40 protein-coding genes and 1 pseudogene are annotated in these 20,380 nt (G+C 70.2%); 27 read left to right on the top strand and 14 right to left on the bottom strand.

What is annotated here, in order from left to right; all coding sequences use genetic code 11:
- The 11 genes and pseudogenes from ACFE86_RS08185 to ACFE86_RS08135 form a co-directional block, all read right to left on the bottom strand.
- A pseudogene (locus tag ACFE86_RS08185) lies at positions 1–376 on the bottom strand (hypothetical protein); the annotation flags it as partial.
- Positions 376–798 (bottom strand): hypothetical protein, encoded by a 423-nt coding sequence (locus ACFE86_RS08180; protein ID WP_375454838.1) that lies wholly within the window; start codon positions 796–798, stop codon positions 376–378. The gene ACFE86_RS08180 and the pseudogene ACFE86_RS08185, both read right to left, overlap by 1 nt.
- On the bottom strand, positions 798–2,237 hold the full coding sequence (locus ACFE86_RS08175) for an AAA family ATPase (protein ID WP_375454837.1): 1,440 nt from the start codon (positions 2,235–2,237) through the stop codon (positions 798–800). Before ACFE86_RS08175 ends, ACFE86_RS08180 begins: the two co-directional genes overlap by 1 nt.
- 107 nt (positions 2,238–2,344) lie before the next feature.
- Positions 2,345–3,409 (bottom strand): hypothetical protein, encoded by a 1,065-nt coding sequence (locus tag ACFE86_RS08170; RefSeq protein WP_375454836.1) that lies wholly within the window; start codon positions 3,407–3,409, stop codon positions 2,345–2,347.
- Positions 3,410–3,744: 335 nt separating this feature from the next.
- On the bottom strand, positions 3,745–4,992 hold the full coding sequence (locus ACFE86_RS08165; RefSeq protein ID WP_375454835.1) for a phosphoadenosine phosphosulfate reductase family protein: 1,248 nt from the start codon (positions 4,990–4,992) through the stop codon (positions 3,745–3,747).
- A 147-nt stretch (positions 4,993–5,139) separates the two neighbouring features.
- Positions 5,140–6,168, bottom strand: a complete 1,029-nt coding sequence (locus ACFE86_RS08160; RefSeq protein WP_375454834.1) for a hypothetical protein — start codon at positions 6,166–6,168, stop codon at positions 5,140–5,142.
- Positions 6,169–6,418: 250 nt separating this feature from the next.
- A complete protein-coding gene (locus ACFE86_RS08155) occupies positions 6,419–6,676 on the bottom strand; it encodes a hypothetical protein (RefSeq protein WP_375454833.1) in 258 nt (85 codons plus the stop codon).
- On the bottom strand, positions 6,676–6,831 hold the full coding sequence (locus ACFE86_RS08150) for a hypothetical protein (RefSeq protein WP_375454832.1): 156 nt from the start codon (positions 6,829–6,831) through the stop codon (positions 6,676–6,678). Before ACFE86_RS08150 ends, ACFE86_RS08155 begins: the two co-directional genes overlap by 1 nt.
- Positions 6,818–7,216: a hypothetical protein gene (locus ACFE86_RS08145; RefSeq protein ID WP_375454831.1), complete on the bottom strand. Its 399-nt coding sequence runs from the start codon at positions 7,214–7,216 to the stop codon at positions 6,818–6,820. Before ACFE86_RS08145 ends, ACFE86_RS08150 begins: the two co-directional genes overlap by 14 nt.
- Positions 7,217–7,379: 163 nt before the next feature.
- Positions 7,380–7,559 carry a hypothetical protein gene (locus tag ACFE86_RS08140; protein ID WP_375454830.1) on the bottom strand — a complete coding sequence of 60 codons (180 nt, stop codon included), beginning with the start codon at positions 7,557–7,559 and terminating at the stop codon, positions 7,380–7,382.
- Positions 7,560–7,569: 10 nt separating this feature from the next.
- Positions 7,570–7,812: a hypothetical protein gene (locus ACFE86_RS08135; protein WP_375454829.1), complete on the bottom strand. Its 243-nt coding sequence runs from the start codon at positions 7,810–7,812 to the stop codon at positions 7,570–7,572.
- Positions 7,813–8,040: 228 nt separating this feature from the next.
- Here ACFE86_RS08135 and ACFE86_RS08130 point away from each other — a divergent pair, with 228 nt between their 5' ends.
- Positions 8,041–8,346 carry a hypothetical protein gene (locus ACFE86_RS08130; protein ID WP_375454828.1) on the top strand — a complete coding sequence of 102 codons (306 nt, stop codon included), beginning with the start codon at positions 8,041–8,043 and terminating at the stop codon, positions 8,344–8,346.
- A gap of 108 nt (positions 8,347–8,454) precedes the next feature.
- Positions 8,455–8,694, top strand: coding sequence for a hypothetical protein (locus ACFE86_RS08125; RefSeq protein ID WP_375454827.1), 240 nt, complete (start codon positions 8,455–8,457; stop codon positions 8,692–8,694).
- Here ACFE86_RS08125 and ACFE86_RS08120 read toward each other — a convergent pair.
- Together ACFE86_RS08120 and ACFE86_RS08115 are read right to left on the bottom strand one after the other, a co-directional pair.
- Positions 8,691–9,053 (bottom strand): hypothetical protein, encoded by a 363-nt coding sequence (locus tag ACFE86_RS08120; protein WP_375454826.1) that lies wholly within the window; start codon positions 9,051–9,053, stop codon positions 8,691–8,693. The two genes, ACFE86_RS08125 and ACFE86_RS08120, sit on opposite strands and share 4 nt — an antisense overlap.
- On the bottom strand, positions 9,053–9,310 hold the full coding sequence (locus ACFE86_RS08115) for a YdaS family helix-turn-helix protein (protein ID WP_375454825.1): 258 nt from the start codon (positions 9,308–9,310) through the stop codon (positions 9,053–9,055). The genes ACFE86_RS08120 and ACFE86_RS08115 overlap by 1 nt, the downstream gene beginning before the upstream one ends.
- A gap of 91 nt (positions 9,311–9,401) precedes the next feature.
- On the opposite strand from ACFE86_RS08115, the gene ACFE86_RS08110 reads away from it, so the two are divergent.
- Entirely contained in the window at positions 9,402–9,704 is a 303-nt protein-coding gene (locus ACFE86_RS08110; RefSeq protein WP_375454824.1) for a helix-turn-helix domain-containing protein, read from the top strand.
- Between the two features lie 34 nt (positions 9,705–9,738).
- Positions 9,739–10,077: a hypothetical protein gene (locus ACFE86_RS08105; protein WP_375454823.1), complete on the top strand. Its 339-nt coding sequence runs from the start codon at positions 9,739–9,741 to the stop codon at positions 10,075–10,077.
- 13 nt (positions 10,078–10,090) lie between these two features.
- On the opposite strand, the gene ACFE86_RS08100 is transcribed toward ACFE86_RS08105, so the two are convergent.
- Complete coding sequence (locus ACFE86_RS08100; RefSeq protein WP_375454822.1) at positions 10,091–10,300, bottom strand: hypothetical protein; 210 nt, start codon at positions 10,298–10,300, stop codon at positions 10,091–10,093.
- A 176-nt stretch (positions 10,301–10,476) separates the two neighbouring features.
- Here ACFE86_RS08100 and ACFE86_RS08095 point away from each other — a divergent pair, with 176 nt between their 5' ends.
- The 23 genes from ACFE86_RS08095 to ACFE86_RS07985 all read left to right on the top strand — a co-directional run bounded on the left by ACFE86_RS08095 (position 10,477) and on the right by ACFE86_RS07985 (position 20,280).
- Positions 10,477–10,683 (top strand): hypothetical protein, encoded by a 207-nt coding sequence (locus tag ACFE86_RS08095; protein WP_375454821.1) that lies wholly within the window; start codon positions 10,477–10,479, stop codon positions 10,681–10,683.
- 522 nt (positions 10,684–11,205) lie between these two features.
- The gene (locus ACFE86_RS08090) at positions 11,206–11,631 is read left to right on the top strand and encodes a hypothetical protein (protein ID WP_375454820.1); all 426 of its coding nucleotides are present in this window, start codon (positions 11,206–11,208) and stop codon (positions 11,629–11,631) included.
- 1 nt (position 11,632) lies between these two features.
- On the top strand, positions 11,633–11,878 hold the full coding sequence (locus ACFE86_RS08085) for a hypothetical protein (protein WP_375454819.1): 246 nt from the start codon (positions 11,633–11,635) through the stop codon (positions 11,876–11,878).
- On the top strand, positions 11,875–12,114 hold the full coding sequence (locus ACFE86_RS08080) for a hypothetical protein (RefSeq protein WP_375454818.1): 240 nt from the start codon (positions 11,875–11,877) through the stop codon (positions 12,112–12,114). The genes ACFE86_RS08085 and ACFE86_RS08080 overlap by 4 nt, the downstream gene beginning before the upstream one ends.
- Entirely contained in the window at positions 12,115–12,522 is a 408-nt protein-coding gene (locus ACFE86_RS08075; protein ID WP_375454817.1) for a hypothetical protein, read from the top strand. It abuts the gene before it with no gap.
- Between the two features lies 1 nt (position 12,523).
- The gene (locus ACFE86_RS08070) at positions 12,524–12,889 is read left to right on the top strand and encodes a hypothetical protein (protein WP_375454816.1); all 366 of its coding nucleotides are present in this window, start codon (positions 12,524–12,526) and stop codon (positions 12,887–12,889) included.
- Between the two features lies 1 nt (position 12,890).
- Entirely contained in the window at positions 12,891–13,274 is a 384-nt protein-coding gene (locus ACFE86_RS08065) for a helix-turn-helix domain-containing protein (RefSeq protein ID WP_375454815.1), read from the top strand.
- Between the two features lies 1 nt (position 13,275).
- Positions 13,276–13,521 carry a hypothetical protein gene (locus ACFE86_RS08060; RefSeq protein ID WP_375454814.1) on the top strand — a complete coding sequence of 82 codons (246 nt, stop codon included), beginning with the start codon at positions 13,276–13,278 and terminating at the stop codon, positions 13,519–13,521.
- A gap of 1 nt (position 13,522) precedes the next feature.
- Positions 13,523–13,948 (top strand): hypothetical protein, encoded by a 426-nt coding sequence (locus ACFE86_RS08055; RefSeq protein ID WP_375454813.1) that lies wholly within the window; start codon positions 13,523–13,525, stop codon positions 13,946–13,948.
- Positions 13,945–14,313, top strand: a complete 369-nt coding sequence (locus ACFE86_RS08050) for a hypothetical protein (protein WP_375454812.1) — start codon at positions 13,945–13,947, stop codon at positions 14,311–14,313. The genes ACFE86_RS08055 and ACFE86_RS08050 overlap by 4 nt, the downstream gene beginning before the upstream one ends.
- Positions 14,310–14,825, top strand: a complete 516-nt coding sequence (locus ACFE86_RS08045) for a hypothetical protein (protein WP_375454811.1) — start codon at positions 14,310–14,312, stop codon at positions 14,823–14,825. The genes ACFE86_RS08050 and ACFE86_RS08045 overlap by 4 nt, the downstream gene beginning before the upstream one ends.
- A complete protein-coding gene (locus ACFE86_RS08040) occupies positions 14,822–15,154 on the top strand; it encodes a hypothetical protein (protein ID WP_375454810.1) in 333 nt (110 codons plus the stop codon). The genes ACFE86_RS08045 and ACFE86_RS08040 overlap by 4 nt, the downstream gene beginning before the upstream one ends.
- Complete coding sequence (locus ACFE86_RS08035) at positions 15,151–15,369, top strand: hypothetical protein (protein WP_375454809.1); 219 nt, start codon at positions 15,151–15,153, stop codon at positions 15,367–15,369. Before ACFE86_RS08040 ends, ACFE86_RS08035 begins: the two co-directional genes overlap by 4 nt.
- Positions 15,366–16,460, top strand: coding sequence for a hypothetical protein (locus ACFE86_RS08030; protein WP_375454808.1), 1,095 nt, complete (start codon positions 15,366–15,368; stop codon positions 16,458–16,460). Before ACFE86_RS08035 ends, ACFE86_RS08030 begins: the two co-directional genes overlap by 4 nt.
- The gene (locus ACFE86_RS08025) at positions 16,460–16,888 is read left to right on the top strand and encodes a hypothetical protein (protein ID WP_375454807.1); all 429 of its coding nucleotides are present in this window, start codon (positions 16,460–16,462) and stop codon (positions 16,886–16,888) included. The genes ACFE86_RS08030 and ACFE86_RS08025 overlap by 1 nt, the downstream gene beginning before the upstream one ends.
- A complete protein-coding gene (locus ACFE86_RS08020; RefSeq protein WP_375454806.1) occupies positions 16,888–17,247 on the top strand; it encodes a hypothetical protein in 360 nt (119 codons plus the stop codon). The genes ACFE86_RS08025 and ACFE86_RS08020 overlap by 1 nt, the downstream gene beginning before the upstream one ends.
- Positions 17,244–17,468, top strand: coding sequence for a hypothetical protein (locus ACFE86_RS08015; protein WP_375454805.1), 225 nt, complete (start codon positions 17,244–17,246; stop codon positions 17,466–17,468). The genes ACFE86_RS08020 and ACFE86_RS08015 overlap by 4 nt, the downstream gene beginning before the upstream one ends.
- Positions 17,465–18,040 carry a J domain-containing protein gene (locus tag ACFE86_RS08010; RefSeq protein ID WP_375454804.1) on the top strand — a complete coding sequence of 192 codons (576 nt, stop codon included), beginning with the start codon at positions 17,465–17,467 and terminating at the stop codon, positions 18,038–18,040. The genes ACFE86_RS08015 and ACFE86_RS08010 overlap by 4 nt, the downstream gene beginning before the upstream one ends.
- Positions 18,033–18,461, top strand: a complete 429-nt coding sequence (locus ACFE86_RS08005) for a hypothetical protein (RefSeq protein WP_375454803.1) — start codon at positions 18,033–18,035, stop codon at positions 18,459–18,461. The genes ACFE86_RS08010 and ACFE86_RS08005 overlap by 8 nt, the downstream gene beginning before the upstream one ends.
- Complete coding sequence (locus ACFE86_RS08000; protein WP_375454802.1) at positions 18,454–18,648, top strand: hypothetical protein; 195 nt, start codon at positions 18,454–18,456, stop codon at positions 18,646–18,648. The genes ACFE86_RS08005 and ACFE86_RS08000 overlap by 8 nt, the downstream gene beginning before the upstream one ends.
- Positions 18,645–19,790 (top strand): DUF5131 family protein, encoded by a 1,146-nt coding sequence (locus tag ACFE86_RS07995; RefSeq protein ID WP_375454801.1) that lies wholly within the window; start codon positions 18,645–18,647, stop codon positions 19,788–19,790. The genes ACFE86_RS08000 and ACFE86_RS07995 overlap by 4 nt, the downstream gene beginning before the upstream one ends.
- Complete coding sequence (locus tag ACFE86_RS07990; protein ID WP_375454800.1) at positions 19,787–19,999, top strand: hypothetical protein; 213 nt, start codon at positions 19,787–19,789, stop codon at positions 19,997–19,999. The genes ACFE86_RS07995 and ACFE86_RS07990 overlap by 4 nt, the downstream gene beginning before the upstream one ends.
- Positions 19,996–20,280 (top strand): DUF2312 domain-containing protein, encoded by a 285-nt coding sequence (locus ACFE86_RS07985; RefSeq protein ID WP_375454799.1) that lies wholly within the window; start codon positions 19,996–19,998, stop codon positions 20,278–20,280. Before ACFE86_RS07990 ends, ACFE86_RS07985 begins: the two co-directional genes overlap by 4 nt.
- Positions 20,281–20,380 lie beyond the last annotated feature (100 nt).

The raw sequence follows: 20,380 nt of genomic DNA, 5'->3' as shown, positions 1-20,380 counted from the left end.
GATCTGCGGTTGCGCGCGCCCTGACGATCGCCGCGTTGATGCCGGCCGCGATCTGAGCGGCCGCCTCGTCGCGGAGCCTGTAGGCCGTCTTCGGGGCCCAGCCTCGCCCGAGGCAGAGCGCGTTGAAGCTCTCCTTCTCGGCTCGGCACCGGGCCCAGCCCAGCAGGATGTCGCGCTTCCGGGTCCAGAGCGGGTCGCCCGGCGACAGGTAGTCGTTGGGCCAGTTGAGCGGCCGGATCTCAGCCGCGCTGCGCGTCCCCGGGTTCGTCCCGAAGGCGCGCTTCATCCAGAGCAGCACGTCGCCGGACGTCCAGGACGGGGTGTGCCCGAGCCAGGCGGGGAGAGGCGGATCGGGGCCCTGGGGGCTTGCGGCCATCAGGCCTCCGTTGCGGGTGCGCCAGGTACCGGGTCGGGTCGGTCCGTCCAGCCGTGGAGCTCGCCCACGCCGCGCGCCGTGTGCTGGACGACGACGTAGCGCTGCCCGTCCACGTCGTATTCCAGCCACTCGACCTCGCCGGCGCCCCATCGGCACAAGAAAACCAGGGTGGCGGCCACGGCCTTGCCGAGCGTCGGGAACGTCACCTCGTGCTCCAGATCGTAGGCCCGTTTGACCACCGGCGCGTCCGATTCCGGGTCGGGCCATTCGTCCCACGTCCCGAGCTCCCGGTGGCGGACGCAGAGCTTGCCGTTGAACCCGAAGTCGCCGAGGTCTGTGACCACGATCTCCCAGCGGGCATCCCGGATCGTCGGCTCGTTTTTCACGAGGTTGAGGCGGAAGTCGGCTTCACGCTTCGCCATCACTGCACCCGAACGACGTCGCCAGCCGGCCCGAGCGTGTAGCGCGGGGCGGTATCCGGTGCGGTCTTCACGACGCGGGCGGCGGTGAAGCCGGTCCGCTCGCCGAGCTCGACAACCGCGGCGTGGTGGTTCAGCCCGCGGTTCTGCTCGACCACGGATTCGACGGCGCGGGCGAGGTCCTGGGCGGTGATCCCGCCGGGCGGCCCGCCGGCGGCGAGATCCCGGCGGAAGGCGTTGCCCTTCGCCTGCTCGACGATGCCGACGAGCATCGCGCCGTTGACGATGTCGGCGAGGCGGAGAACCGCAGGCCCCTGGTCGGTGGCGAGGTGTGCGATCGTGGCGTCGGGGGCGAAGACGAGGTCGGCCGCTTCACGGGCAAGCGCGGCCCGAACCTCGTCTTCGGGAAGCCTGCGCATGTCGCTGGGATGGCAGCCCAGGCTGGAACCGTCGCCGCCCCGAAGTTCGACGATCCTCGGGGCCGTTCTGACCTCGACCGGCACAGCGCGCAGCGCGCGCACGAGGATCGTCCCGGCTGCGGCGCGGTCCGGCCGCTCCACCTTGATCTTCCGGTCGCAGCGGCCGTCGCGCAGGATCGCGGCGTCGATCGCGTCGGGGCGGTTCGTGGCCAGGATCACCAGGGCGCCCGACTCCTCCAGGCCGTCCATCTCGGTCAGGAAGGTCGCGACGTTCGATTCCTCGAAGGCCATGGCGCGGCGGCGGCCGGCGCCGTCGCGGCTCGGCAGGATCGCGTCGGCCTCGTCGATGAACACGACGAGCGGGTGCCTGTGCAGATCCCGATAGGCCCGCGCGTAGGCGAACACGGCACGAATGATCTCCTCGGTGACGCCCACGTACGGGCTCTGGATCTCCGGGCCCTTGATCGAGAGGAGGGACGCCTCACCGTCCGTCCGGCCGTGCAGTTCGGCCAGCACCGAAGCGGCCGCCTTCCCGAACATCGTCTTGCCGCAACCCGGCGGCCCGTAGAGCAGCACGCCCTTCGTCGGCTTCTTGCCGTAGTGGGCGTAGAGCTCGCGGTGCTTGATGGGATGCTCGATCGCCTCGACGAGGTGCTGGCGCGCGGTTTCGTTGCCGACCACGTCGTCCCAGGCCACGCCGTGCCGGGCCATGAGCAGGTACCGCTCGACCGGCTCGCGCAGACGACGCTCCTCGGCCTGCAGTCTATCTCCGGGTCGGAAGTTGGACTGCGCCGCGAAATTTCCACCGTTCACGGACCCGAGATCAACGGCAACGGGCCACAGACCGGAAGGGATTTTAAGCGCCAAAAGACCCTTCAGCATTTCCTTTTCGTCGGCGCTGAAAAACGAGTCACCACCCGTCTTCGCGCCGCCGGCGCGACCGGCCTTCCGCATGCAGATCGGGCAGGCGGGATCACCGCATCCCTGGACATGCTCGGGCGTGATGGTCTCCGCCGGCCGCATGATCTTCCCGCCGCCGCGGCCGATATCCTCGTAGGGGCTGCGATTGCCCGGCGGTTTCCACTTGTCGTTCATTCAAGCTCACCTTTCCCGGTTGGTGGAAAATCAGATCACGCCATCGCGGCCGGCGGCATCGCGCTGTCGAAGCGCCAGCCCTCGAGGCCGCCGATCGTCGTCGGCGTCGGCATCGGACGGCCCCGTCCGCGCAGGTACCGCGCCCAGGCCTCCCATTCCGGCGAGCCGTCGCGCACGAAGACCCGGTCTTGCCGCGTCGTAGCGCCGGCGCCGGGCCTGGCCGTCAGCGCTTCGCCGTTGCGCCACAGCCCGTCACGCAGCCAGCGGTCGAGGCGGCGGGCCTGGCTCCGGTTCGCGGCGCAGCTCGCGGCGTAGGCGGCCGCCGTTCGGACCGCGAGTTCCTGGTCGCCGGGCGTCAGCGGTGCGAATGCGGCCCCCACGTCCGATTGCCGGGCGCCGAGCCGGCCGCTCTCGGGATAAGCGCGCCAGAGCCGCTCCAACCGGGCGGCGGCGTCGGCGGGCAGCGGAAGCGGCGGCTCGGCAGGGCCCGGGCCGCGACGCCCGGTGCGGGCCCGGCGCCCGCTGCCCCGGCCGGGCCCGTTGCCCGCCAGGGCCTCCCGCTCGGAAATCCGATCCCCGGAAAAGTCAGTCCCCCCGTCCTCGGGGGGATTAAGGGGGGTTTTGTTTGGTAGAGTCTGTTCTTTGTAGGGAGTCGGGTTCACCGACTCCGGTTCAGCCGACTCCGGCTCGACCGACTCCGGTTCAGCCGGAATCGGTGAACCCGACTCCGGTACCGCAATCGGTTTTTCCGACTCCGGTGACGCGCAGGTTGTCGTCCTGTTCTCACCGGTGGACGCACCGGCCTCGGGCTCGTCGAGGACCACGTACTCGAATCCGCCATAGGTCCCGCGCGGCCCGCGCGGCGCCTCCTGGCGCACGATCCAGCCGGCGGCCATCAGCACGCGCATCAGGCGCTGCATCTTCTCGGGGCCGCACCCGAACCGTCGGCGCAGGTGCTCGGTCGAGATGTTCCAGTCGTGCGGTCGCGATCGCAGGTAGCAGAGCAGCCCGAGGGCATCGAGATCCAGGCTCTCGTCCGCGAAAATCTCGTTTCCGATGACCGTGAAATGTTTGTTGTGGCGGCGTCTGATGATCGTCATGGGGGGGGGCTGCCTTCGGTCGGGCAAAGCTTCGCCGGTGCGCCGCGAAACCAGTCCGGTTTCGGGCGCGCGAAAACCCGTCGCCCGAATCGCTGGCGCGATCGGCGTCCGGGTCGGATGAGGGAGCTCGCGGCGCAGGCCTGCGCCGATCCCGCCGAAAGGGACGGCGTTCGGGATCAGGACGGAGGCGGCTTGCGGGACGGGTCGGCCTCGGCGGACCGGGCGGTGGCGGTCAGGTCCGAGGACGGGCACGGGCCGCAGGGCGCGCGGAGGGGGCGCGCCCCAGAAAGGGGGGCCGCGCGGGAGGGGCCAGCGCCCCGTGAGATGGCTGGCGATCATGGACCGGACACCGCATGCGCGGCGCCGCGCGCGGCCTTCGCGGCCAGCAGCCGCTCGAAACGCGCGGAGACCGACGCGGCCGTCGGGAACAGGTTCGGCAGGCCGTGCCGCCCCAGGATCGGGCGGCGGGCGGCGACGATCGCCGCCGCCTCGTCATGCGTCGGCATCCGCGGCGGCCAGCCCTTGAAGTAGCGCAGGCCCGGCGGCATCGCGCCCTCGACCGCGCGGCGCTCGGCGGCATCGCGCTTCGCGCGAGCGATGTCGGCGGCGAGGCCCGCCGGCAGCTGCTGCGGCGCCACGTCGGCGAGCCAGCGATTCGGTTGGAAGCTGAAGGTCGACGTCGCCTCGAGGTCGACCAGGTGGCGGAACAGCGGCCGGTTGCCGGCGGCGTCGGCCGCCGCCGCAAGATCCGGCGCCGAGCCCAGCACGCAGAAGGCGCAGCTCAACCGGCTCGAACCGTAGACGGTGTAGGCCTCGTGCAGCGGGATGCCGTGTTGGGCATGGCAGGCGAACACTTCGTCGGTCGTCCAGTCGACGCCGGGGTGCCACAGCCGCATCGCAGTTCCGTGGCGGTTTCCCAGTTTGGCGAACCGGGTATCCGGTTGGGAGACCGCCGTGGCGGCACGGTTCGCGGATTCGGTGCGGCGCAGGCCCAGCACCTGGACGACGGTCTGGCCGCGGAAGCGCCGCGCCATCTCGGGACCGATCACCTGGGCCTTGAGCTCGGATGTGCAGAAACGCTTGTTCGCCTGCGACCAAGGGCCGATCAGGTTATACGTCGCTAGGTCGGCGTAGCGAGCCTTGGCGTTCGCGAACCGCTTCTCCCATCGGGCGACCAGGTCTCCGGCCCCGCGGCGCACCACGATGAGCGGCAGGCCGAGATGCGCCGCCGTCGCGGCGACGGTGTCGGGCGTCGAGCGCCACTCGGCGCGCCCGAGGTCGGCGTGGATCGCGTGCCGGCGTGATCGGGGGTGGCCGACGGAATCGAGCCACGCCATCCCGGCGTGGCTCAGCGCCCCGCTGTCCTTGCCGCCCGACAGGTTGAACACGAACACCGCGCCGGCGGCCGCGGCTGCGCGCACCGCGTCGTCTGTGGCGACGGTGAAGGGTTCGCACGGTATCCGGAAGAGATCAGGGTGCTGATGAAGTGGATCGCGGGCCCCACCCGCCGTGCGATCTAGGAATCGAGTCCGATTCCGAATCTGGGGGGAGTCGACGCTGTTGGGCGGCGCTCCCGAGGCCATGCTAGGCTCCCGGTCCAGGCGACGAATGGGGCGCCGGCGGGGGGAATCCCGTTCGTGCCAGCCGACCGGCCTCTCGCGCGAGCAACTCAGCGTAGGGTGCTGTCGCGCCCAGCAGGGTGAACAGGCTTCGGCGCTTCGGATTCGCGCTCATTCCGCCGCCTCGAGCACTGCCGGCATCGCCGGCTGGTACAGGTCGACGAAGCCGTCCCGCGGCAGGCGCTGGAACGCCTCGCCGTAGGGGCCGTAGGAGAGCGCCCGCACCATCGCGTAGAAACCCTCGGGCTTGGACGATTCCGGCCCGTCCGGACGCGGCCAGGGATGGTCGGTGCGGGTGCCGCGGTAGGCGTCCTTGCATTTCCGGCCGCCGCGCACCGCGAACAGGACCGTCTCGTGCGAGTTGCGGGCGTAGCGCCCGCGGCCCATCGGCTTCGTCCAGATGTGCGAGATCTTGAAGTCGAAGCCGTAATGCTCGATCGCCTTGTGGGCCAAGCCCGTGGTGTTGTTCTTGGCCCAGAACCACAGGTGACAGAAGTCGTCGGCCGCCCAGGCATCGATCTGCGTTTTCAGCCCCAGGATCTCTGAGAACGGCATCTGCGCGTAGCCGTGATCCGAGGCTGCGGAGATGTTGTCCTCCTGCCAGGGCACGTCGATCACGAGGGTGTGGAAGCGGCCGGGCGTGGGCACGAGCAAGCCGACGCGCTGCTCGTCCAGGAGCGAGCCCAGGCGCGTCCAGGCGGCCTGCGGCCGGCCGGCGCGATTCATCGTGTCGACCAGGAAGCCGAAGCGGTCCGGGTCGGCCTCGGCGGCCTCGGCGACGTCGAAGACCTTCTGCAGCCAGTCGCCGCGCTGGCCCCACAGCGCGGCGACGTGGTTCAGCGCCTGCATGCGCCGCCGCGCCGGGTCGATGTACCGGATTCCGGGCACGGGGGCGCCGGATTCGCGGATCGCGTCGAGGAGCGCGCGGCCGGCGACGGCGACGTCGGCGAGCCTCCACGTCGGCGTAAGGACGGCACCGCAGGCTCCGCCCGGCGGAAGCGGCGTGAGATCGCCCGCTGCACGGGTCTGGTTTTCACGAATCCACCCCCAGGCGACGTTGGGCGCTCCGCCGCAATCCAGGAATCCGATGACGGCGCCGAATCGTTCAGGCTCGGCCGCGGCGGCGTCGCTTGCCTTCAAGAGGCATTCGAGCCAGAAACGGGCCTTCCCCCAGCGCCGAGCGATAGCCTCCGTGGCCGGCATGGATGTGTTGATTCGACATATCCATCGCGCGCTTCTTCGTGCCCGCGCAGCCTCCCGCTCCAGCGCCAGAATCGCCCGCGCGGCGGCCGCGACCTCGCTCAACAGCCACGGCCTCGGGCTACGCATCGCACGCTCTTGATTCGACGGACGGGAGGTGGGGACGGCGCGGGGGGGGGCGATCCGGGATTCATACCGGCGCGGATCCGGGCAGGAGGTCGAGGGCGGCCTGCGCGGGCGGCGCGGCGCCCGGCACCGGCAGGGCCGGTTCGGGCTCCGGCGCGGCGTACCCGGCCTCCCACGGGAAGCGCAGGCCCGGCGGCACGCAGGGGCCGCAGTACCAGACGTCGTTCGGGTAGCCGCGGCAGGCATAGGCCCGGCACCGGCAGCAGCGGTAGACCGGCGGCTGGTAGGGGGTTCCGCCGAGGGCGGTGAGCTTGGCCGCCATCAGCGTTGCGCTCCGTCCGTGCCGTCGACCATGCGCGGGCGCCGAGACGCGACGGCGTCGTTCACGAGCCAGGGCGCGATCGCGTAGGCGCGCGCCTTGAGGTCGGCAGCCGCGGCCTCGGCCTCCTGCAGGGTGAGGATGCTATGGTCGATCAACCGCATCGCCTCCTCCGTCCGCCGCTTGCGTTCCTGCGGACCGGTCGGCGCGGGCGGCGAGCTCGGCCTCGCAGCGCGCCCGAACCGCCGCCAGCTCCTCCAGGAGTGCGGCCACGCGAGTCTCCACCGACCGAACGAAGGCAAGGCTGAACTCCGCGGTGTCGGGTGGAAGGGCGGCCTCGATCGCCGCGAGCTCGGCATCGGCGATGCGGCGGGCGCGGCCGTACCAGAGCTCGCGCGTGCGGCTGTAGGGCAGGCCGGTGTGCAGGTGGGCCGCACGCACCCGGGCCTTGATGTTGCCGGCAGGCGCGTAGTGCGCCCCGATCCGCTCCAGGCCCTGGACCGCTTTGGCCGAGCGGTTGAGCTGCATAGCCACCGCGCTCACACAACTCTCCCACGACTTGTGGAACATCCCGGGCCGACTCCGTGCTTCGATGGCGCATCGCAGCACGGAGAGAGAATCGGGAGGTTGCCACAGTGCAGAGCAGGATCACGCGCCGGGGCCGGCAAGCTGTCAGGCGCGTGAGCGGAGGCGCGGGCGGCTCGGGTCATGCGAGCCGCCCGATCGCCATGTCGACGAGCAGGATCGCGCTGACGACGCAGGACGACGCGGTGACGATGTGGAAGGCGAAGTGGACGTTATCGCGCCCGGCCAGGTGCTCAAAGGCACGTACCGCGGCGGTGAGGGCGAAGAGCGCGAGCGCGGCCGCAAGGGCGAGCAGGATCACGCCCCCCATCTCACCGTGCTCCCGCGAAGGCGGCCGCGACGACGGGCGCGCCGGGCGCCGCCGCGGGCACGCGCGACAGGTCGGCCTGGGCGAGCAGCAGGAACCCGCATCCCGCCACGAGCAGCCCGGCGGCGATCCGGCCGCAGATCGCGCAGGCGACCGGCTCGGCATCGAGGCCTGGGCGCAGATCGGCGAGCAGCGCGGCGACGGCCGCGCAGCCGAGCGCCAGGAAACGGGCTTGGTCGGCGGGCATCAGCCGGCCCTCGAAAGAGGCCGGAGCCCGAGGGCTCCGGCCAGTCCGGGGAGGAAACGCCCGCCATGGGCCTCGGGACGGCCGGGCGCGGAAGCGCCGGCCGAAGCTTGATGGACCCGCGCATGACGGGTCGGGAACAGGACGGACGCGAGCGGGCCGGGGAGGGGGCTCACCGGACCCGCCTGCGCCGCTACCATCGGGATCGCAACACCACCGATGGAGCTGGAAATGGATTCGGACGAGACGTTCGCCTTCGCCGTGGGGACGACGGCCGAGGTCGAGGTGCTGCGGCACGCGGTGGCGTACCTGATGACGCGCGCGCTGCTGCCGATGTCGGCCGCCGGCCGGGAAGCGGCACTCACGACCTTCGTGGAGGAGGTCGGCGACATGCCGCCGGACACCGACCCGTCGGACCCGGAAGCGACACGGTTCTTCGAGGCGGTGGCGGCTGCGATGCCGGAGCACGCCGCGCGCTTCGCCGGCAGCGTGCGCGCGGTCCTGGCGCAGATCCCGCCGGGCACGTCCGTCGACTGAGCCGGGGCGACGTGCGTCGCGCAAGCACGGGCGAGGTGCAGAGCCTGACGCTCGACAGCCTCGCCCGGCCCGCTACCATCGGAAGTGCGAAGACCGATGGAGCTGGAAATGCCGACGAACGACAGCAAGGATCGCGCGCACGTCCGATCAATCGCGCGCGGCGCGGCGGCTGCGATGTTGCTTGGCCTTCTGCTCAAGCATCTGGAAGGCGCCCATCCCGGATTGCGAGCGACCCTGCGGCGCGAGTACGCAGACCTGCACGCGCAGGTCTTCGCAGAGGACCCGGATTCGGATGCCGCGCAACCGCTGCTCGATGCAGCCGAAAAAATCTTGAGGAACGGCACCTAGCCCTCCCCCCCCGCATCATCGCGGACCGCCCGGATGTCCCCGGCCGCCTCACGGAGCCCTGCGGCGAGGCCACCACCGTCCGCCACACGCGCGGCCTCGCCGCCGAAGGGCGGGGTGGCCAGGAGGCGTGTCAGCGCGTCCACCAGCAGTTGGGCCTCCGGACGCGACAGGGCCAGGTCACCGAACCTGCGGCGCAGCTGATCGACCCGGTAGTCGAGGCACCGCTCGCAGATATGGATGAGGTCGCCCGTGGATTCGACGACGATCTCCACGACGTACTCATCGACGCGCGTGGTGCGCTCGCACCGCCGGAAGCCGTGCGGGATCGGCTCGCAGGACAGGAACTCGCATTCACGCATCACGCGGCCTTCCCGGACGTAGGGCGGAGCGGAGGCGTCTCGGCTTGGCGCGGCTCGGCCATACCCCAGAGGGAGGGAGGAGCTTCGACGCCTACATGCCGAAGGGCCTCACTAAGTGCGACGTAAGTGTTCGCCGGAAAGCCGGTTCGTCGCCAGTTGGAGACCGCCTGCTGCTTGCTGCCGAGCAAGTTGGCGACCGCCTTCGTTCCGCCCAAGGCGGTGATCGCTTCCGTTACCGAGATGACCGTACGTCCCATGCAACGTACTTAATTCATAAAATATGTAACGCGCAAGGCTTCATGAATGCTTCATAGCGGAATCTCCGGTGCGGACGGTAAGATTCCGCCCATGCGCGACCCCCTGCACGCCATAGACACCTCACAAGAGGCTGTTGCTGCCCGGCTGAACCTCGTCATGGAGGCGTTCGATGATTCGCCAACTAGGTTCGCGTCCCGAATCGGTGTCACACCGCAGGTTGTTGCCAACTGGCGGGCAAGCCAGTTCGTGTCGCGCGAGGGCGCGGTGGCGATCCTCCGGACCTATGGCGTCTCAATCGACTGGCTGCTGGTTGGCCTCGAGCACAAGCTGGAAGGCGATGCGCGTATCAAAATCCAGGAAGCTCGCGCCAAGAGGCTGAAACGCTCAGCCTGAAACCGCGCTGACAAATCCTTCGAGGAGCTCTTTGATGCGGTGGTTTTGTCCGGCGTTCATGGCGCTTCTGTCGACTTTTGACGTCGCTACTGCGCAATCTCTGCCAAACAAGCCTTTGGTGGAAAACTTCGCGGCATTATCGGTTGCTGCCAAGTGGTGTGACGGTTATGTCGTCGACATCCTCAATCCGATGGCAATGATTGTGGAAAAGCGGGTCAACATAGCAAAGCCGCCATATGAGCAGGTGTTCGATGAGGCAAAGGAGAAATTAGAAGCGGCGATGGGAGAGATCGGCGTCGGCCAATTTTGCGCGATCACCTACAAGCGGTTTCGGCCTGGCGGCGAAGTGCCAGGCTTGATGATGAAGAAGTAGCACAACCTCCGTTTCAAACGGCCCGGAGTTTGAAATCAGGATTGATAACGGCCTGCGGACCGTCTTGTATAAGTAGAAACTTGGCCTTTGCATGCGGCAGGGACAAGGCATTGATATATCTTATGACGACTTGTTTGTCCGCGAGATCGACAGGTAGTTGCGCTGAAAGTTGCATAGCAAGCCTCCAAAGCAACTCGTCGTGTTCTTCTGTTTGTGCTGACATCGTCTTTCCCTTCCCATGATTTTCCCGTTATAGAACAAATAGTGAACATCGTATTTTCACAAATTGCCCTCCCGCCGTGGCTACGAGCGATCATATTTCATATTTCATGAAATCAGGTTGTCATAGTTCATATTTTATGTAACGTGTCTCTATCGCCAAGCGCGATGGAGCCGCTCATGCACAAGACCCCTAGGCAGATCGCCGCCGCCGCCCGCGCCCTTCTCCGGTACGCCGGGCCGATGGTGCGGGTCCGCCTCGAATGGTTGCGGGAGCGCATAGGCTGCACCGTCGCGGCGCTGGTCGCCGCGATCCCGCTGATCGAGACCCGCACCTTCCGCCTCCTGCGCATCAGCGGGCAGGGGTCCTGCCTCGCGATGGCCTGAGCCGATGCGCCCGCCCGCCGCCCGAACGGCCCCCGCGTACCCGCCGCGCCGATCCCGTCCAGGACCGGCGCCGTCCGTCTCAAGGATCGCGGACCGGCCGGCGCCGGGGCTCGCTGACCCGTATGCCGGGGTGGAGGCCGCCTGCGGCGCAGTTCGCGGGCGGTCTAGCCGTCGCAGTCTCCGTCAGCGTGTTCTCGTGCATGACGGCGGTTCCTCAACGCGTCGGCCGCTTAAGTTCCTGCGGTTAAAAGAACAACTTGCTGCTGAGGCGTCCGGTTCCACAACACAGGTTGCCGGCAAAGCTGTTGCCGATTGTTTCGACCTTGAAGGAATTCGGTATTCCACGGACTGCGCAAGACCCGGCGCACCGCGTGGCCGATTTCAGTGTCTAGAGCAAGCTCTTCCAAGTCATCCCGCGCGTCGTGAGACCAACGATATGCCGCCGCAGCTTCCTGAGGGCGACCGCCTGAAACGGGGCGGGCTTGGGCCCGCCGCTCGCCGCACCTTCGACGGAGCCTTGTCATGAGGGACCACGCCGACCACCACGCGGCCTCGCCGTTGCCGTCTGCCCTCCGGGCGGTCCTGGCCGCCGAGCGCCGTCAGGACCCGCAGCAAGGCGTCCCGCGCGACGCCGCCGACTGCGAGGCCGCGCTGCTCGCGGCGCTGGCCACCATCGCCGGCCGCCGCGACGAGGGCGCGGCCGAGCTCGCCCGCGCCACCCTCGATCGCATCGAGCCCTACCTCGCAGCACGCCGCCGCGCGGAGCGCGCGGCGAGCGAAATCCAGCGCGACGGCCCGCGCCTCGTCCGGTGTGATGCCGGGTGCCGCTCCGGCCTTGGCGAGAGCGAGGCGCCGCGCGACGGCCAGCGCTTCGTGCTGCTGCCGGGCGGCGTGATCTGGCATCTCCCGGCGGAGAACGGCTCTCATCTCCCGGCGGAGGGCCTCTGACATGGCCCATGCGCGCGAACATCCCCTCGCCGGACGCATCGTCGTCCCCGACAGCGGGCTCGCCTGCGGCGACTGCGTCGTCGTCGTCGGCTGGATCGACCGCATGCCGGCCATCGCGGCGCTCTCCGCGCGCACGGCGGAAGCCGCCAGCCGTATCGTCCTGGTGATGGACCGCGCCGGCCCCCGCCTGATGCCGGCCCACGACCTCCCGGATTATGGCCCCGAACCCGCGGGGTGCGTGTCGTGAAGCGCAAGCCGGGATTCATGGCCGTGCGGGCGATGCACCGCGAGTGCGCCGCCTTCAACGACCGGCACGCCGTCGGCGACACCATCAAGGTCTGGCCGGGCCCGATCGAGGGCGAGCCGAAGGCGGTCCAGATCCGCTACCCGGCCCAGGTTCTCTCCGGCCACACGCCGGTGGTCTACGTCACCGGCGGCCATGGCTGCATCGCGCTCTCGCACGTGCAGCGGGAGGGCCGCTGAATGGGCACGCTCTCGTATGCCGTGAAACCCGGCGGCCTGTCCGAACAGGATCACGAGCGCATCGTCGCCCTGGCGGAGAAGGGCGTGAAGTCCAGCGCCATCGCGCGGAAGCTGGAGAAGCATCCCGCGACCGTGCGCTGGTTCCTGTACCGCCTCGGGCTCGTCCAGCCGACACGGCGGCACAGCATACCGGTCGATCGCCCCAACGGCTCCGGCCGGAAGGGCTACGGCCCCGACGAGGACCGGTTCATCCTCGGCCTGCGCGAGGCCGGCGTCGATCTCCGCGAAATCGCCCAGCGCGTGACCGAGCAGTTCGGACATCCGCGATCGCGGCACGGCGTCGAGGTGCGGCTCATCATGCTGGCCGCCCTCGACGACGTGGCGTCCCTTGATCGGGAGGCATGCTGACATGAGCCGCCACGTCATCCTCGACCGGCCGAACCTGCAGATCGTGCTCGGCTTCGACCACATGCTGTGCTCGTTCTTCGGCCAGGTGTTCGACCCGTCGAACGCGCGTCGCGAGGGCATCGCGATCGGTGGATGGCCGACGCGATCCGGGCTCGGGATGCGCCGTCCTGTCCGGACCCGTGCCGAGGCCGAGGAGGATTCGCGGCTCCTCGTTCGCTGGACGCTCGACCAACGTTGGGCCCACGCCGGGAGCACCGTCTGGGCCCACTACGTCGAAAAGGTCCGCCGGGCGCTCCTGCTCGAGTGGGAGCTCGGCGAAGACGGTGAGACGCCGCCGTTGCCGGACCTGCTGCGGGAGGGCCGCTGAGATGGCCGGCCTGGCCGCCACCGCCGCCGACATCCGCATCGGCGCGCTCATCCGCGCCTACCGCCGCGCCGCGGGCCTGACGCAGCGCACCGTGGCCGAGGCGATCGGCGTCTCCGCCGCCCAGCTCCAGAAATACGAGGCCGGCACGAACCGCATCAGCGCGAGCGCGCTGCAGATCGTCGCCGACCTCTTGGACCAGCCGATCGCGCGGTTTTTCGATCCGCGGTTGCACGGGGCGTTGGAGGACAAGGCCGAAGCCGAGCGCGACCTGCTCTGCTTCCGGGGCATCGTCGCGCTGGTCGAGGCCCATCGGGGGTCGTGCATCCCGACGTGCGGTGGCGCGCCGGCCGAGGGCGGCGCCTCCGCCGCCACGGAGGTGCCCTGACATGGCCGCCATCTGCCTCACCTGCCGGCATTACGACGACAAGCCGGATCCCGCCGGCGACCTCCCGGAAACCTACGGACTCTGTCGCTGGCCGCTGCCCGACCGTCCCGCTTTCATGCCGGGCCACGTGCCGACGCAGGATGCCGGTTCGGGCGTCAGCCGCAGGATCGCGCGACCGGTGCTGTCGGAGCGCCCCGATCTCACCGCGTCCTGCCACGCCCACACCCCCAGAGCGGTGGGCGCCTGACATGGGCAACGCGAGCCACCTGCTCCCGCCCGGCGTCGCCGCGGCCGCCGCGGCGATCGCCAACGCCCGCGAGGGCCGGGGCGGTGCGACACCGGTCGACAACGTCCTCGACATCCTCCCGGAGCGGCTCTTTTCCGAGGTGGTGGAGGATGCGCGCGCGGCGCTGAAAGCCGCCGCGGCGATCGAGGCCGCGCCGCCGGTTCCCCGCGCGCGCGGCCCGCTCAGGTCCTCCGACGCCTCGCTCCTCGGCCTGGAACTCGGCGCCGGCACCCTCGTCATCCTCGCCCGCGACCGGGCCGGCCGGCCCAGCGCCGCGGTCTGGGCCGCCAGCGTCGCCGCCTCGGCGCTGGACGAGGATGCGGCGCAGCAGCTCTGGGCCGCCTTCGTCGCCGTGTCGCGCGCCCTGGCGGAGGCGCCCCAGCCATGACCCGCATCCCCGCCTTCCTCGCGAGCTTCGTGGCGATCGCGCCGCGCCAGCCGCGCGAGCTCGTGCTCTGGGCCGCGATGCCCCGCAGTTGGGCGCCGCGGGTGTTCGACCAGCTCGGCTACCCACCGGGCGCCGACAGCACGGACCGTCCCGCGCCGCCGGTGGTGCTGCTCGCCGCCGGCCGCTGGCCGGAGCCGCACGAGCCCGACGCGCCAGTGATCGCCGAGGCCGCGATCGCGGTGCTGGAGCAGCTCTTCGCGCAACGCGCGATGCCGCTGACGCCCGCGCTCGCCGGGCGCGTCCGCGGGCTGCTTCAGACCCTGCGCGAGATCCCGGAATGGACCGAAACGGAGTCGCGCCCATGATGCCCGCGCCCCAGCGTCCCGCACTCCGCATCGTCGACGCACCCCGTGCCAGCACCCCGACCTGGTACGTGGCCCACGCGGACGGCTCCATCGGTTTGGAGATCGACGGGTTCGTCGTGTGCTTGCTCACCCCCGCCGCCGTCGACGCCGCCGGCGCGATCCTCAAGTGGGAGGCCTTCAGCTTTCGGGCTTGGCGCACGCGCATCGTCGAGCCGGCTTCCCTGGCCGAGGCCTGCGCCGCCGCGGCGGCGTGGTTTCGGGTTCCGGCTCCGGAGGCCAGCTTTATCGCCGGCCATGTCGACCGGCTTGCCCCGGCGGTGAAGCCATCGACGGATCGGACCGCCCTGGTCGAGCGTCTCGCAGATCTCCTGGCCGCGATCCTCGACGATCCGATGACCACGCTGCCCGGCGCCGGGCCCGACGGCGGCCCGCCGCTGGAGCTCCGCCTCAGCCATTTCCGGCCGGAATTGTGCGAGCGCGCCGCACGCCTCCTCGACGAGGCCGGCCGATGAGCGGGATCGGCCTCCACGACGCGCGTCTGCGCCAGCGCATCCTCTGGTGGTTCGACGCCGGCCTCGACACCCGCGCCACCGCCGAATTCCTCGGCGCTCCGGAGCGCGCGGTCGCCGACGTGTTGTCGGAGGAGCGCGGCGCCCGCCATCGCGCGCGACGGGCGGAGCGGCGGCGTTTCGAGGCCATGCACGCGGCCTGGGATGCCGGCGACGTCGACCGCAACGCGGTCGCAGGCCGGTTCGGGTATCGGGACGCGCGGGCGGCTTCGGCCGCGCTGTCTCACTGGCGTGGGTGCTTCGGTCTCCGGCCGAAGGCATCGACCGCATGATCGGACGATCCCACCCCCACACCCTCGCCGCCGCGCTCCCCCGCGAGATCGAGCGCGTCGCCAAGCTGATCCCGATCTACCGCGCCGTCCCGCTCGGCTTCCTGGCCGCCGGCATGATGCAGCGCTCGCTCAACGCCGCCCAGGCCGCGATCGCGGCCGCCGATCCGGTTGGGATGATCCGCGCATACGAGGACCTGAAGGGGTATTCGCTGTGACGGCCGCGCTGCGCGATCGCATCTCCGAACTCGAGGAAACCATCCGCCAGATGCGGGCAGCGTTCGCGCCTCGCATGGCCTTCCCGGCGGCCTGGAAGCTGAAGCCCCGGGACGCCGGAATCCTTGCTGCCCTCTACGCGGCGAGGGGGTCGCATGTCAGCTCGGAGGCGATGATCCTGTGGGTCGAGGGTGCGGCCTCCCTCTCGATCGACGTCGATGCGCGATGCTGGGTCGGTGCGTTGCGCACCAAGCTTCAACCGCTCGGGATCGCGATCGAAGTTCGTCCCGGTTGCGGCTACAGCCTGACGCCGGCGGGGCGCGCTGTGATCGCAGCGGCTATCGGCGAGATGTTGCCCGTGATGATGGCGCCGGCACCGCCAGCGCCATCACCTGGACGCCCCGCCCACCCGCGGGGCTGGCAGGCCGCCGAGGACGCGATCGTCCGGGCCGGGTTCGCTCGTGATGCCACGCTTCCCGTACTCCGCGTCGAGCTTTTGGCCGCCGGCTTCCGGGAGCGGAGCCTGTCCGCGATTTCCACCCGCGCGCACACGATCGGCCTCACCAACACGCGCGCGGCCAGCCCTTGGTCGCCACCCGAGGATGCGATCGTCGCAGGCGCTTACGAAGACGGCGCCACCCTGGCTGCGATCCGGCTGCGCCTGGCTGAGGCCGGCTTCGTCCGGAACCGCGGGGCGATCCAGATGCGAGCGATCGCGCTCGGGATCTCCGGCGGCCGGGTCCGGACCTGGTCCGAGCCAGAGCGGCGCATCGTGCATCAAGCCCTGAAGGCCGGTGCAACGCATCAGCAGGTGATCGATCAGCTGGCGGCGGCCGGATACGAGCGCGGCCGGACGTCGATCGCCAAGATGGCTGCCAGCATGGGGTTCCACCGCGGCGAGCCGCTGTGGAAGGCGGACGAGGATCGGCGGCTCGGCCAGCTCTACGCCGCGAAAATGCCCGTCCGCCTGATCGCAAAGGAGCTCGGCCGGCCGGTCGGTGGGATCGCGAGCCGTGCCTCGAAGCTGGGCTTCCTACAGCGCCAGCCCCGCCCGCGCGCAGTGACGTCGAATTTGGCGGAGGCCTCCGCTTAATGGTCGCCTACAGCTTCAAGGCCCGCTTCGCCGCCCCGATCCTCGCAGGCACCAAGGCGCAGACTATCCGCGCCGAGCGCGCGGGCCGGTCGCGCCACGCCCGCCCGGGCGAGCAGCTCCAGCTCTTCACCGGCATGCGCACGAAGGCCTGTCGGCTGCTTGCGACGCCGCCCTGCATCGCGGTCATGCCGATCCTGATGGTGTTCTCATGGCCGGCCGCGTGCGACCTCGTCGTCGTCGACGGCATCCAGCTCGCGCCGTCCAGCATGGCCCGCTTCGCCCGGGCAGACGGGTTCGAGACGGCCGCCGACATGGCAGCCTTCTGGGCGGCCGAGCATCCTGGAATCGAGAACTTCCAGGGCGCGCTGATCCGCTGGCAGCCGCTTGTGGCGGCCGACGCGCTCGCCATCGCGGCAAGGACCGCCTGATGCCCCGCGCCGCGAAGCCCCTGCCGACCCCGACCATGCCCGAGCGGGCCGACGCCGCGGCTGCCGCGCGGGCGCTCCGGGCTGCGATCGCCGACCCATCCACGATGGGCGAGCCCCAGCGCATGCACATCGACTACGGCCGACCGCGCCGCGGCGAGTGGCACGTGTCCTGGTCCGGTCTGCCCGGCTTTACCCGGATCAGCGGTACCCACATCGACGGCCGCCGCTATCAGCACGCATGCCTGCCGGGCTGGGAATACGCCCGCCACGAGATCCGGACCGAGATGATCCCCGACCTCGAGGTGCTGGCCGAACGCGGCGTGCGGCCGACCCAGGCGACGAGCGTGAGGGCGGCATGACCCGCACTCAGGACGAGCACCTCGCCTGGTGCAAGAGCCGCGCGCTGGAGCTCCTGGATCGGGGCGATCCACCCGGTGCTGTCGCCTCCATGATCAGCGATCTCGGGAAGTGGGAGCGGCCGCTCTACGACGTGCACCTGCTGAAGTTCTTGGCGGCCGATGGCCTGATGTTCCGCAAGACGGCGGATCAGGTGCGTACCTGGATCGAGGGTTTCGCATGACGAGCGCATATCCGCTTTCATGGCCGAACCACATCCCGCGCTCCAGAACGCGGGAAACAGGGTCGTTCCGCACATCGCTCCCGGCCGCGCTCGACAACGTCGAGACCAGCCTGAAGCTGTTCGGCCGTGACAGCCGCAAGCCGGTCTCGGGCATCGTGCTGTCGTCCAACGTGACGCTCGGCACGGCGGTGCCGGCCGATCCCGGCGTCGCGGCGTGGTTCAGCTGGGACGGCATCCAAGTCTGCATCCCTGTGGACCGCTACACGAAACCGGCCGCGAACCTGCAGGCGATCCACCACGTGCTCGAGGCGCGCCGCACCGAGTTGCGGCACGGCACGCTGGCCCTCGTGCGCGCAACGCTCCAGGGTCTGATTGCCCTGCCGGAGCCAGCGAAGGTGGCTTGGTGGGAGGTCCTGCAGATCGAGCGGACCGCAAGCCCCGAGCGGATCGACACCGCATTCAAGCGCCTTGCCCGCGAGCGGCATCCCGACCGCCTCGGCGGCTCGACTGACGCCATGGCCGAGCTCAACCGCGCCCGCGACGAAGCCATGAAGGACAAGGGCAATGACTGAGCACGCCGCCATGGCGCTCCCGGCGCTCGAGCGCTTCGACGGCGCAGAGGCCTGGGCGAAGCTTGACCCAGAAGTTCAGGCCCGCATCGGCGCGATCGCGCTTGAGGTGGTGCTCGCGTGGCACTTGATCGACTTGGAAGGCCCTGGGCCGGAAAGCGCGCTGCCGCCTGTCCTGACGCGCGTCGCAAGCTCGTCGGACAACCTCCTGATGGGCGAACTCGAAGCGACGGTGTTCGAGGCGCTGCCCGATGGAGCGTTCGCCACCGCACGCTTCGGCATCCCCCGCATCCCGTCCCTGCTCGGCGGCGTCTGCCGTGCCTGCGGCTGCTCGCAGAACGACGCCTGCGTCGAAGGCTGCGGGTGGGCTGCCGATGACCTGTGTACTGCGTGCATTCACGGCCGGGAGCACGCCCATGGCTGATGGCTGTCCCCGCGACGTCGGCGGCTTCTGCCGCATCGCCCTGATCGGCCACCGGCTGTGCCCCGATCGGCGGGGCGGGTGCAGCGTGGTCGACCACGAGGCCGCCTGGGAGGACGTGCGGCAAGCCGCGATCGCCCGGCTTTCCGCGAAGGTGCGGCGGCCGATGCGCAAGGAGCGACGCCCATGAGCGGCCCCAGTCCCATCGAATGGACCGACGCGACCTGGAACACGATCGGCGGCTGCTCGATCCGCAGCGCGGGTTGTGGGCCCTGTTACGCGCAGCAACTCGCTGGCACCCGCCTGTACACGCATCCGCTCTACGCAGGCACCACGACTCGCCTGAAGGGCAAGCCGGTGTTCAACGGGCGCCTCACCGCATTGCCGTTCGACCATCCGACCTGGACGTGGCCCCTGCGCTGGCGCGGGGCGCGGGCACCGATCCTCGGTCCCGGCCGGCCGTCGCTGATCTTCGTCGGCGACATGAGCGACCTGTTCCACGAGGCGCGGTCGCTCGGCTACGCGATGCGCGTCTGGATGACGGCCTACCGGGTCGCGGGTCGGCACATCCTGCAGCTGCTCACCAAGCGCCCCGAGGTCATGCTCGACTTCGTCCGGCGCTGGCAGGACGTCGAGGCCGAGGACGGCGACATCATCATGGCGAACGGGCCACTGGATGTCCGGGCCGCCCATTCGAGCGGCCGCTCTGGGCTCTTCGCGGACTACCTCGACACGATGGGCGCGCCGCCCGCCGGCGCCGCGTACCCGGCCTACGACTGGATGGAGGGCCCGCGCTGGTGGCCGGATCGTCCGACCAACGTCTGGCTGGGTTTCTCCGCAGAACGCCAGCCGGAGTTCAACGCGCGCTGGCCGGCGATGCGCACGCTGGCCGCCCTCGGCTTCACGATCTTTCTCTCGTACGAGCCGGCGATCGGGCCGCTGAACCTGCCCGACGACTTCCTGGCGCTCGGCCGCCGCGCCCAGGTCATCGCGGGCGGCATGTCCGGCCGCGATGCCGAGCCGGCGCACCCCGACTGGTTCCGGGTGCTGCGCGATCAGTGCCGTGGGGCCAGCCTGCCGTTCTTCTTCAAGCAATGGGGCGAGTGGGGGACGGACGCACCGTTCTCGGTCGACGTGTCAGCCCGGCGTGTCTACCGCGGCGAAATCCAGACCCTCCTCATGCCTGGCTCGCGGACAATCAAGCTCGCGATCCCGACGCGCGACGACGACGCGCTCGGGCCGCCGCTGACCCTCGTGCGGTACGGGAAGCGGATCGCCGGCCGCAGCCTCGACGGCGTCGAGCACGACGAGATGCCCGAGGTCCGCGCGTGAGCACCGATGGCACCTTCCGTTGCGCGGAGTTCGAGTGCGGCGAGTGTGGCCGGCACATCGTGCTGATCACCTCACCGGTGGTGCCGGAGATCCCATTGTGCGGCTCCTGCCAGTTCATGCCCGGCTGGTTCCGTCACCCTGGGCTGCGCGCCGCGATCGACCCCGAGCACGACGGCCGCGAACGCCTGGAGAAGGACGCCCATCGATGAGCGGAACTGCGGAAGCGAGGCCGGCCGCCGGCGACGCATCGTCCTCGGAGGGCGTGGCGGCCGACGAGCTGCGCCAGTTCATCGAGCGCATCGAGTGCCTCGAGGAGGAGAAGGCCGGCCTCGCCGGCGACATCAAGGACGTCTTTGCCGAGCTCAAGGGCCGAGGCTTCGACGTGAAGGCCGTCCGCGAGATCCTCCGGATCCGCAGGCAGGACCATGCGGAGCGCAAGGAGGAGGAGGCGATCCTCGATCTCTACATGCAGGCGCTGGGGATGGTGTGACGATGGCTTCGCTCCGCACCCTCATCAACGTGGCGGCTGAAGTCCGAGGCGCGCACCCATGACCGCGCTCCGCTTCACGCTACGCCACGGCAGCGACTGG

This window comes from uncultured Methylobacterium sp. (genome assembly GCF_964244095.1).
In the GTDB taxonomy this organism is placed as follows: Bacteria; Pseudomonadota; Alphaproteobacteria; order Rhizobiales; family Beijerinckiaceae; genus Methylobacterium.
The sequence above is the reverse complement of the archived record's forward strand: the minus strand, read 5'-3'. Positions and strand labels throughout refer to the sequence as shown.